Origin of the sequence: Acidovorax sp. JG5 (genome assembly GCF_017939685.1) — a bacterium.
Taxonomy (GTDB): Bacteria; Pseudomonadota; Gammaproteobacteria; order Burkholderiales; family Burkholderiaceae_C; genus Acidovorax.
In genome coordinates this window covers 1-11,388 of sequence record NZ_JAGKSE010000040.1, presented here as the reverse complement: position 1 = coordinate 11,388, position 11,388 = coordinate 1, and the positions used below count along the sequence as shown (strand labels likewise).

The following is an 11,388-nucleotide window of genomic DNA, read 5'->3' as shown; positions in this document are numbered from 1 at the left end:
GGGCGCCATCGGCGGTCAACATGGGTTTGCCGTGCGCTTACAATCAAGCGCATTGTGGTACTCCCTCAACTCAATGGGAGACCATCATGGAATCCGTCGCCAGCGCTATCCATCGCGAGCCGTGGAACAAGGGAAAAATCGTGGGCCAAAAGTCCCCGTTCAAGGTCAAAGACATCTGGGCACTGCGTGTGCGACTACAGATGGAGCACCGAATCCGGGAGCTTGCACTTTTCAACCTGGGTATCGACAGCAAATTGCGGGGCTGTGATCTCGTGGCGTTGAAGGTCAGGGACGTTTGCCACGGTGATCAGATGGCGACACGCGCCATCGTTATGCAACACAAAACGCAGCGGCCTGTGCAATTTGAAATCACATCAACGACACGAGATGCCCTGCAGGCATGGATCAAGCATGCGGAGCTGAAATCCGATAGCTTTTTGTTCCCAAGCAGGATCCACAGGTCCCCTCATCTGGGAACACGTCAGTACGCCCGTATCCTAGCCCACTGGGTGGATGAGCTAGGGCTGGAGCGCGCAAGCTATGGTACCCATTCGATACGAAGAACCAAGCCCACGCTGATCTATCGACGAACCAAAAACCTGCGTGCCGTTCAGTTGCTGCTTGGGCACGCCAAGCTGGAGTCGACCGTCCGGTATCTCGGCATAGAGGTTGACGATGCGCTGGAGATTTCCGAGCAAACCGAAATTTGAAGCAAGCTTACGGTCGTGCTGCCCTTGTCATGAACCAGGCTGCACGACTTGAGCGGCTGCTTTACGGCAAAGGCGCGGAATGACACTCCCGGCCAAGAGCGGTCATCGAAAAACGACTGTTTTGCGACAACAAATTTCAAGGATTTTGTCTTGATCTGACTCACATGTGGCGCAACTAGCGATTGGCTAGGTCCACTGTCAAGGTCAGCCTAATGGTTTTTTACAGCAGCAGAAAGTTCACTATTGAACCCTTTAGAATTTAATGTAAAGTTTGCTTAACTCGTTTGCACTTAGTTTCAAAATCTTTTCATCGAACAACCACGTTACTTGAGAAGGCGACAGGGCGAACTAATCGGTAGTTTTTAGGGATGTACTGTGATATTAAAAGAACGAATTCAAGAGTTGCTTCGACTCCTGTCGGCAGGAATGCATGAGCGCGAAGAGATTGTCGCTGTTTCCCTGCTAGGTGCACTGAGTGGGCAGAACACCTTTCTTTACGGCCCTCCTGGCACAGCAAAGAGCTTGATTTCGAGACGCATTGCCTGCGGATTCGATGAGCCCTCCTATTTCGAATGCCTGATGAACCGTTTCAGTACACCTGAAGAGGTATTTGGTCCAGTATCGATTAAAGAGTTGAAAGAAGACAGGTATGTGCGTAAAACCGAGGGCTATTTGCCCAAGGCGGAGTTTGCATTTCTGGATGAAATTTGGAAATCTAGTCCAGCGATTCTGAACTCACTTCTCACTCTAATTAACGAGCGGATATATCGCAATGGCGATCATGTCGAGCAAGCCCCGCTCAAAGCGTTGATCGCCGCATCGAATGAAACGCCCGACGAAAATCAGGGCCTTGACGCCTTGTATGACCGCTTTATCGTTAGATTGATGGTGCCTCCAATTGCACAGTCTAACCACTTTGACAACTTACTAGATAGCCCACCAACTGAAGCCAAAGTTACCGTGGCACCTGAGTTGGTCATAAAACAGGCTGAGTGGAATTCTTGGCGCAGAGATATTCAGTCGAACGTTAGGCTGTCTAATGAAGCACGGACGATTATCCATCTGATCCGAAGCGAACTACATACTCAGCACGAAGCACTGAAAGTGTATGTATCCGACCGGCGTTGGCAACGGGCCGCAATGCTAATGAAGGCGGCAGCATTCTTCAATGGCCGCACAGAAACCAATCACAGCGACGCACTATTATTGCAACACTGCCTTTGGACGATGAGCGAGAATCGAGAGCGTATTGCTGAGATCGTAGCCAATGCCGTTATGCAGTCAGGCTTCGATGGTGAATTTGACCTAGCAGCGCTTGATAGCGCGAAAGATGCCTGTGACAAGGAGATTCATCAAGAACTCTATCATTCAGAGGATCTATATGAAACGATTGAATATGATGGGAAAAATTACTTTCAGATTGAACTAGAAGACTGTGACTCGTACTATTACGGTAGGATTGGTTTGATTTTGATTCCATCTGAAAAATTAAAATCATCGGATACATTCAATCCGTGCACAAAAAATGGCTCCCGTCTGGAGCATTTTGACTGTAAATTCGACAGCCAAGGCGTGTGTGAGATAAAATACGAAACTAATAGGTATCGCAGAACTCAGGTCGTTAAAGCAACTCCAAGCGTCTTGTTCCACAAAGGGGATAAAAAAACTGGTGTCAACAAACGACTGATTAAAGCATTGACCCTGCAAGTGCTCGAGATCAAAAATGAGCTGGAAACGGCCCGAGATCAAGCTCAAACTCGGGTAGAAGCCTATCGGCTTTCAATGGACTCCATCTTTGTTCCTGAAGCAAAGACGGAATTAGCCTACAAGGGTGTTTGTGAGCAAGTCGAACGCCTAAATCTTCGGGTGTTGGACTGCGAACGACTTTTGAGCTTGTGTCAGTAATGTCTGAGAATTCAGCCACAAAGGCTTCAAATACCTTGCTTGATGAACTACAAGTAAGGTTTCAGCCGTGGGTGCATTTAGCTTCGGAACATTTGAAATTCCGCTCTAAAGAATGGGCCCTACGTACACAGCTTGAAGTCGCGGCTAGTAACCCGTTTGCATCGCATGAGCAAGTCTGGGAAGACTTTGCTACCAAGCTTGAAGAAGGCGTGCTTGCTGAAAACGAATGGCGTGACGCCACCCGATGTTTCGGCGAGTTGTGCCAAGTGACGGGGAAGCCTTTTGACAAAGACTTTTGGCATAAGCAGTGGAGCGATGAAACATCGGGCAGAAAAAACTTAAAGAAAGACAAAAGAGAGTCGAGGCCTCATCTTCAGAAGGCAGCCGAATTGCTTGGTAAACATTGGCGTGAAACCTTAGATAGGGCCATCAGTGAATGGGAAATCCGAGAAATCGCTAAGCATCGCAATGCTCTTCGAGATGAATTAGAAGCCTTGCTCGAGTTGATAAAAACACTGTCTCGACAGCTTGAAGTGCTGGGACTCGATCCAGGGCTCCTTATAGACCTATCCCGAGGACAGCTTTCACCTCAAGGCATTGAGCAATTTAAGCGCTGGACACAATACCTTTCGAATGATGCTGGCGTGAAAGCATTATGCGATTTGCTGGGGAAAATTCGTCAAATTGAACTATCCGAGCGGATCGAGAAAGTGAGAACGGTGCATATCCAAGACGTATGGCAACCGGATCCAAATTCCCGAGAGGAGATCATCGGGGTGCGTCTGGGGCGAGATTTGGAACATGCATTGCCGAGCGAATTAGCACTTCTTGCCGATCCAGACACGTCTATTTTGTTTGACATGAAGTACATTGAGTCCCGCTTGATGTGCTTTGATATGAACGGCTTGCAATTGGTTGGTGAGCAGAACGAGCGCGTTACAGAACAGTGCACCAGCGAAACAGAGAAGATGGGGCCCATGGTAATCTGTCTAGACACCAGTGGGTCTATGCATGGGATGCCAGAGACTATTGCCAAAGCGGTTGCACTTTACATGGCGACCAAAGCGCGTACGCAAAAAAGGGCGTGCTATCTGATCAATTTCTCAACAAGCATCGAGACGTTGAATCTTAGCTTGGAAAACGGCATGGAGTCTTTAATACACTTTTTGCAAATGTCATTCCATGGCGGCACAGACGTTGCACCAGCCCTAAAACATGCTTTGGATACGATGCAACGGGAGCAATATGCCAAGGCCGATCTGCTCGTGATTTCTGATTTTGTCATGGGTCATCTGCCCTCCAAGCTTCTGCACGACATCGAAGCACAGCGCTTCAATGGGAACCGCTTCCACTCGTTGGTTATCAGTGAGGGGTTCTATGCATCGGAGGTACGGACACTGTTCGATCAAGAATGGATTTATGACCCATACAGCAGTCAGATTACAGAGTTGCTAGCTTTTGAAAAAAGAATTGCCTTGAGTTCTTTTCATTGATCGTGATTTAGATCATAAATAATCAAAGGGTTACATCGCATCAGCGACCGCATCTTTGATGCAGATTTAGGTTGCTCAGATTTCCGCTTTGGGGTCGTGTTGCTCAGTGTCGGCTCCGGGTCGATAGCACCAGGTCAGCACACGCCAAAGCAGTCACTTGGCAATGGTCAGATTCCACTGGCAGCTTTAAGGGGTAGAGCGGACCTTCTCGAAAGTCCTAGGGCAATGACTGCTTTCGGTAGCAGCAGCCATTGTTACCTCTGAGGTGAACGGCGGCAACCAGCCTGAAGCCGTCACGCGTAGGTCTGTTCTGCAGCGTAAGAAGCCATTTGAGCCCGCCGGCCGGAGTACCGCTGTCGGACCGCAACCGGCCGCTGGGAGCAGTGCCCCTTACTGAAGAACTCCAGCTTGAGAGTCTGTAGCACCAGGTGATATAAGATACCGGTTTCGTTGACGGAAGCTGGCGGAGGTGGATTGCGATGAGCAAGACGAGGTCACCCATCATTGAAGCCGTGCGCGACACCGCCAAAGACCATCGGAAAGCAGGTGTGATGGATCGAGTCACGCTGCGCGAAATCGACCCGCTTTGGCTGCCTCCGGTCGAGCCGTTGGAGCCGGCTGAAATCAAACGCATCCGCGAAAGCGCGCATGTTAGCCAGGCGGTTTTCGCGCGCTTGCTGAACACAAGTCTCTCGACCGTTCAGAAGTGGGAGATCGGGCAGAAGAAGCCTGCGGGCACTGCGCTGAAGCTACTGCACCTCGTTCAGAAGCGCGGCTTGGAGGTCGTCGCATGACCGCAATGCTCCTGCAACACTCGATCCGGGCGCAAGTTTGCAGACCGGGCTTTAGCAATCGAATCCAGTCTGTCTGCGTGCTATCACTCGTCCGACGGCTCGCAAGTAAAGGTGATATCGCATGAACGCCGATATTCTGAAAAGAGTAGTACGAGCCATTGCCGATGGTTCGCAATCCGACTTGGACCGGCTTGCCGGCAAGATCGTCGAAGCAGAACGCAAAACAGGCCACGTCAGACTGGCTGAGCAGCTTGAAGCCATCCTCAAGCAGCCTAAGACGAAACGTGCGCTGCCGTCGCCGACTCCGTCGGCTGACATTGAGCGTTCGCTCAAAGAGCTCCCCATGAGCCGGCGTCACGGGGAGTCTCTGGCCACACTCATCCCGCACGACCAGCTGGAACACCACATGGTGCTGCCCGAAGCGGTCGAGCAGCGCTTCGGGCGCATCGAAGCTGAGTACGCAGCGCGCGACCGGCTGCGTACCTTCGGGCTCAAGCCCCGTAAGACTGTGTTGCTTTACGGGCCACCGGGCTGCGGCAAATCGCTGGGCGCTAAGCGATTGGCTTGGAATACTGGCTTGCCGCTGATGAAAGTGCGCTTCGATGTGCTGATTTCGTCCTTTTTCGGCGAGTCAGCACAGAACCTGCGATCCATCTTCAGCAGTGCCCGCGAGAAGCCCTGTGTGCTGCTGCTCGACGAATGCGACTTTATTGCTCGGTCACGCACGGCCTCCAAAGACATTGGCGAAGTCTCTCGCATCGTCAACTCCTTGCTGCAACTGATGGAGGAGTACGACGCGCCGGGCCTACTGGTCGCGACAACGAATCTGGAGTCCGCATTGGACCCGGCGCTGTTCAGACGCTTTGACGATGTCTTCGCCATCCCGTTGCCTGGAAAAGCAGAGATCGAGAAATTGCTGAAGTTGACGCTCTCCAGCGTGCGGATGGACAAACCTATCGACTGGGATGCTCTGGTTACCAAACTCGAAGGATCGTCGGCCGCAATGGTCGTGAAGGCTGCCCAGGACGCCGCCAAAGCTGCCGTGCTGGCCGGCCGCCCATCCCTGTCGCAAGACAAGCTGATTAAGGCTATCGACGAGCTTCAGCGGCACGACGCAGCACAGAAAGCCTAAGCCATGCCAGGTGCGCACAACTTTGAACACCTGCCACTGCTGTTGCGCTTTCAAGGTAAAGCGCGCCTGCGCGGAGGCGGCGATCCGTCGCCGCAAACGCTCGCCAATAAGGGAGCGCAACGCCAAGCGCACAGCGTCGCCCTGGACACCGCGGCGCAGACGCTCAGTCAGAACTGGCAGGCCCGTAAGGCGCAGCGCCAGGCGGCAGGCCTGGCCTTGCCAGACGTCCCGGCGGGCATTCCCATCCTGCTGCAGATCGACACCGGCCTCGACCTAGACGCGCTGCGCGCCAAGTTCGAATTCGAGATCGTGGCGGAGCAAGAAGACGGCTATGTGATCGTGGCGTCTGATGACATTCAGCTGACGGCGTTCCGCAACATGGCCCAGGGATTTGCCGTCACCGTGCACGGCTCGGCGACCATCGCCAATGTCCACGCGCTGTTCGACGATCCCAACCAGACAGACCGGCTGGGCCGCATCCTTTCCGATCAACTGATGGCTTCGTGGGGCTACATTGACGAAGACCAGCACTACATCGTTGACGTTGGCATCGCTTGTGTCGGCACGCAGGAAATTCCGCCGCGCCCGGTGCGCGGCAAGCGCGCGACTGACGCCCAGTGGGCGGCCAAGGAGTACGAATGGTCTGAGCGGCGGGCCAGTGCGTACAACGAGTGGGACGACATCAAGATCGAACGCGAGACTTCCATCCGGAAGTTCACAGAGTTCTACCAAGCCGAAATCCTGCACATGCGGGATAGCGCCGACTTCGACGCGGGCGTCTTGCCAGACAGCTTTACGGTTCGGCTGAAAATCTCGGGGAAGGGACTGAAGGATTTCGTCCTGAACTATCCCTACATCTTCGAAGTCGTCGAACCGGAAGACATTGCGCTGCCCCAGCACTTGGGCCAGCAAGGCGTGCAAGCGGCAACCGCCGTCGCGCCGGTCGCACCCGCCGCTGATGCGCCCACCGTCTGCGTCATCGACAGCGGTATCCAAGAAGCGCACGTCATGCTCCAGCCGGGCATCGACCAAATCACCTCGCATTGCTTCCTGCCGGGCCAAGCCGCGACGGCGGTCGCCGATGAAGTTGCACCAGGTGGCCACGGCACGCGCGTAGCCGGCGCAGTACTTTATGGCGAAGCTGTTCCATCTGACGGTGCACCGCAATTGCCGTTCTGGATTCAAAACGCCCGCGTGCTCAACGCCCAGAACGCGATGCCCGTCGAATTGTTCCCGCCCGAGGCGCTGCGCAAGGCTGTCGAACGCTTCAACGACAGCCCGCGCCAGACCCGCATCTTCAACCATTCGATCAACGCGCGCAGCTACTGCCGCACGCGCTACATGTCGTCGTGGGCGGCGGAGATTGACCAGTTGTGCAATGAACGGGATGTGCTCATCGTGCAAAGCGCCGGCAACCTTCCGCTGCAAGGCACGCCGCCATTCCTGGGCATCGCCGACCATCTGACCGCCGGCCGCGATTACCCGGCTTACCTGGCGGAAAGGTCTGCTCGCATCGCTAACCCGGGCCAAAGCCTACAGGCTTTGACCGTTGGCTCAATCGCCTATGACGCGGCAGAGCAAGGGGCATGGCGCTCCTTCGCCACGCAGCCTGCAGGTCCGTCCGCATTCTCGCGGACGGGCCCCGGCATCTGGAATGTCATCAAGCCCGAGGTTGTTGAGTATGGCGGCGATGCCGCACGCTCAAGCAATGCACCATCCGACCTACAGGCCGGCGGCGTCATTCCTGCCGCTTGCCCCAATCTCATCCGCTCGACCCTGTATGGTCCTGGGCCCGCAGCAGACCGTGACACTGCAGGCACCTCTTATGCTGCACCCAAGGTCGCGCGCATTGCAGCCCAAGTGCAGCGTGCCTTGCCCGCTGAGCCGGCGCTGCTATACCGCGCACTCGTCGTGCAATCGGCACAATGGCCGGCCTGGGCAGAAGACCTGCTAACACGTTTGCGCAATCCGCCGCCAGGCATGGCGCCACCGGAAAAGCAGGCCCTATTCGCCTCGGCATCCGCTGCTTTCCGTAGCTTGGGTTTCGGTGTACCGGATGCGGCACGAGCCACCACCAACACCGACCATCGAACAACGCTCATCACGAGCGGGGAAACCGGAATACACGCCGGGGAGTGCCACATCTATCAAGTGCCCATCCCTGCCGAGCTGCGTCAGCAGGCCGATGACTTCGACATCCGCATTGACGTGACCTTGTCCTACGTTGCACAGCCGCGGCGCACGCGCCGCAACCTGCGCCGGTATCTCTCAACCTGGGTCGATTGGAAAGCCAGCAGGCTGGGCGAGGGGCTGCATGATTTCCGAGTGCGCGCCATGAAAGATGCAGCGAATGGCGAAGCGCCGCTGCCAGGTACCACACTACCCTGGGTGCTGCATGACAAGCCACAGGACGGCCTGATTCACGACTTCAAGCGCAACAGCGGGACGGTGCAGAAGGACTGGGCGGTTGTCCGCTCGAATAGCCTTCCCGACCACTTCTGCATCGCCGTGGTCGGCCATCAGGGTTGGAGTTATGACCCGGACTCGACGGCGCGCTATGTACTCGCGGTGACCTTTGAGATCCTGGGCAGCGAAATCACGATCTACGAACCGCTTCGCGCAGCGATCGCCGAACTTCAGGCTCAGACCGAAGCCGAGATCGAGGACACCGAGGTCGAAGTGGAAGTCGAAGCGACTGAGTGACGCGCGGGCACAGAACCAAAGTGGGAGACAGAGTTGGTTGACTTCAAGAAGCGACTGGCCGGCAAAAAGCTGAACGCCCGACTGATCCGGTCGAGCTGTTGACAGCTTGAGTCGTGCGCACGGAAAGGGACCGCTGCGGCCCGCCAAGGGCGCAGCGCTCAAGGATCGGTTTGCAAGCCATCGCGAGCAGAAAGACGTGATCGTCAAGCTCTATACGGGGCAGGGGAAGACGCTGATCGGCCTGCTGATGCTTCATTTCCAGCTCAATAACGGCAAAGGGCCGGCCCTACAGCCGACGACAGTTGTCGATCGAAGTAGCCGCTCAGCGTCCGAGGCTCAGCGTCGGCTCTCAGCCGAGGCTGTGTAAAAACTCGCTGATTCCCTGGAACTTGGCCCAGCTCAACGGCATCCCGTTGGGTTGGAGCATCGATTGGGGCCTGACCGACTGGAACGTCCCTGCCGGGGTGTTCACCCAGCAGGGCACGTGGATGGAAGCCCTGGTCGCCATTGCCAGTGCCGCCGGGGGTTACCTGATCCCGCACCCGTCCGACCAGAGCATCCGCGTGCGCCACCGGTATCCGGTCGCGCCGTGGGAGTGGAACACCGTCACGCGAGACTTCGTGCTGCCCGTCGATGCGGTGGCCCGCGAGTCGCTGCGCTGGGTAGAGAAGCCCGGCTACAACCGCGTGTTCGTGTCCGGCCAAGATGTCGGTGTGCTTGGGCAGGTGAGCCGGGCTGGGACTGCCGGGGATGTGCTGGCCCCGATGGTGGTCGATGCGCTGATCACCGAAGCCACTGCGGCGCGGCAGCGAGGCATCTCGGTTCTAGCCGATACCAGGCAACAGATCGAGGTGAGCCTGCGCCTGCCGGTGCTGGCCGAAACGGGGATCATCGAGCCGGGTGCGTTCGTCGAGTACCAGGACGGCAGCGTGACGAGGCTGGGCATCGTGCGCTCGACGCAAGTCGAGGCAGGAATGCCGGAGGTCTGGCAGACCTTGGGGGTGCAGAGCCATGCATAACCTCTACGAGCAGTTCCGCCAACTCATCCCTGATCCGCCATTGCAGGCGGGCACGGTGGTGGGCGTCGGCTCCGGCGTCGTGACCGTCGCCTTGCCCGGCGGCGGCTTAATCCGCGCACGCGGCAGCGCTGGCATCGGCCAGAAGGTATTCGTGCGTGATGACGTCATCGAAGGCGGCGCACCCAGCCTGACGCTGGAAATCATCGAAATCTGAAACCCATCTTCCTGATCACCCCTGAACCCGCCTTGGTGCCACGTGCATCAGGCGGGGTTCGCATTTGGCTTCGCCGCAACTTCGTTGAACTGGAGACCTGCAATGACCGAACCCGAACAACAACCCGCCGCCCTCGTGGAAAACATGCTCCTGCTGCGCCACGAGGACTTTGACGATCTGCTCGACCGCGCCGCCGAACGCGGTGCAGAGCGTTGCCTGGCCCACCTCGGCCTGGAAAACGGCCACGCTGCGCGCGACATCCGCGAACTTCGTGATCTGCTCGAAGCTTGGCGTGAAGCGCGCCATACGGCTTGGCAAACGACCATTAAGGTCATCACCACTGGCTTGCTGGCCGCGCTGCTAGTCGGTGCCGCCATCAAGCTCAAGCTGATGGGAGGTCCCCAATGATCGAGACACTGCTTGGTGGGCTCCTCGGCGGGGCCTTCCGTCTGGCACCCGAACTCCTCAAGTGGCTCGACCGCAAAGGTGAACGAGGTCGCGAACTGGCAATGCAGGACAAGGCGCTGAAGTTCGAGAAGCTGCGTGGCGTGCAGCGAATGTCGGAAATCGGCGCGGGTGCCGATGCCGCGTGGAACGTCGGGGCCATCGAAACCCTGCGCGAAGCCGTTCGTACCCAGGGCGAGAAAACTGGGGTGCGCTGGGCAGATGCCTTGTCGGTCAGCGTGCGACCGGTGATCACCTACTGGTTCATGGCGCTTTACTGCGCGGCCAAGACGGCAACAGTCGCAGCCGCCTTGACAGGTGGCGCTGGCTGGGGCGCTGCCGTCCTGCACGCCTGGACGGAGGCAGATCAGGCGCTGTGGGCTGGGGTGCTCAACTTCTGGTTCCTCGGGCGGGTGTTCGACCGGGTGCGGCCGTGATCGCGGTTCCGCAGGCGGCCATCGATCTGGCCAAGCGCTTCGAGGGCTTCCACCGCGTGCCGAAGAACGATCCTGGCCGGGCGTATCCCTACGTCTGCCCGGCAGGCTACTGGACGATTGGCTACGGCCATCTGTGTGACCCGAAACACCCACCGATTACGGAGGTCGAAGCCGAGGTTTATCTGGCGCGCGATTTACAGACGGCACTGGCGGCGACGCTGCGCTACTGCCCTGTGTTGGCCACTGAGTCAGAGGGGCGGCTCGCAGCCATCGTGGACTTCACATTCAACCTCGGTGCCGGGCGGCTGCAGACTTCGACCTTGCGGCGAAGAATCAATCAGCGGGATTGGGCTGCTGCCGCACACGAGTTGCGACGGTGGGTTCGCGGTGCGGGCAAGATTTTGCCCGGACTGGTCAGCCGCCGCGAAGCAGAGCGAGTACTACTACTCAGGAATGCTTGAAGCCCTTGAAATCCAAGAATCAGGACCTCGAAGGGCACGAATTCACACGATCGTATGAGCGATTGTCCCATGGCTG

General features: G+C 56.9%; 12 protein-coding genes. All 12 read left to right on the top strand.

Annotated features, from left to right (window positions below; all coding sequences use genetic code 11):
• Positions 1-86 precede the first annotated feature (86 nt).
• A complete protein-coding gene (locus J8G26_RS18630) occupies positions 87-710 on the top strand; it encodes a tyrosine-type recombinase/integrase (RefSeq protein WP_210570728.1) in 624 nt (207 codons plus the stop codon).
• 375 nt (positions 711-1,085) lie between these two features.
• A complete protein-coding gene (locus tag J8G26_RS18625; protein WP_210570726.1) occupies positions 1,086-2,615 on the top strand; it encodes an AAA family ATPase in 1,530 nt (509 codons plus the stop codon).
• Positions 2,615-4,108 (top strand): VWA domain-containing protein, encoded by a 1,494-nt coding sequence (locus J8G26_RS18620; RefSeq protein ID WP_210570724.1) that lies wholly within the window; start codon positions 2,615-2,617, stop codon positions 4,106-4,108. The genes J8G26_RS18625 and J8G26_RS18620 overlap by 1 nt, the downstream gene beginning before the upstream one ends.
• 479 nt (positions 4,109-4,587) lie before the next feature.
• The gene (locus J8G26_RS18615) at positions 4,588-4,902 is read left to right on the top strand and encodes a DNA-binding transcriptional regulator (RefSeq protein WP_142083088.1); all 315 of its coding nucleotides are present in this window, start codon (positions 4,588-4,590) and stop codon (positions 4,900-4,902) included.
• Positions 4,903-5,023: 121 nt separating this feature from the next.
• Positions 5,024-6,034 carry an AAA family ATPase gene (locus tag J8G26_RS18610; protein ID WP_142083086.1) on the top strand — a complete coding sequence of 337 codons (1,011 nt, stop codon included), beginning with the start codon at positions 5,024-5,026 and terminating at the stop codon, positions 6,032-6,034.
• Positions 6,035-6,037: 3 nt separating this feature from the next.
• Positions 6,038-8,737: a S8 family peptidase gene (locus J8G26_RS18605; RefSeq protein ID WP_210570722.1), complete on the top strand. Its 2,700-nt coding sequence runs from the start codon at positions 6,038-6,040 to the stop codon at positions 8,735-8,737.
• Between the two features lie 106 nt (positions 8,738-8,843).
• Entirely contained in the window at positions 8,844-9,104 is a 261-nt protein-coding gene (locus J8G26_RS18600; protein WP_142083085.1) for a hypothetical protein, read from the top strand.
• Between the two features lie 22 nt (positions 9,105-9,126).
• Positions 9,127-9,756: a hypothetical protein gene (locus tag J8G26_RS18595; RefSeq protein WP_244939057.1), complete on the top strand. Its 630-nt coding sequence runs from the start codon at positions 9,127-9,129 to the stop codon at positions 9,754-9,756.
• Positions 9,749-9,970 (top strand): hypothetical protein, encoded by a 222-nt coding sequence (locus J8G26_RS18590; protein WP_142083083.1) that lies wholly within the window; start codon positions 9,749-9,751, stop codon positions 9,968-9,970. Before J8G26_RS18595 ends, J8G26_RS18590 begins: the two co-directional genes overlap by 8 nt.
• 102 nt (positions 9,971-10,072) lie before the next feature.
• A complete protein-coding gene (locus tag J8G26_RS18585) occupies positions 10,073-10,378 on the top strand; it encodes a DUF6127 family protein (RefSeq protein WP_210570720.1) in 306 nt (101 codons plus the stop codon).
• Complete coding sequence (locus J8G26_RS18580) at positions 10,375-10,851, top strand: hypothetical protein (protein ID WP_142083082.1); 477 nt, start codon at positions 10,375-10,377, stop codon at positions 10,849-10,851. The genes J8G26_RS18585 and J8G26_RS18580 overlap by 4 nt, the downstream gene beginning before the upstream one ends.
• Positions 10,848-11,312, top strand: coding sequence for a lysozyme (locus tag J8G26_RS18575; protein WP_142083080.1), 465 nt, complete (start codon positions 10,848-10,850; stop codon positions 11,310-11,312). Before J8G26_RS18580 ends, J8G26_RS18575 begins: the two co-directional genes overlap by 4 nt.
• Positions 11,313-11,388: the final 76 nt, after the last annotated feature.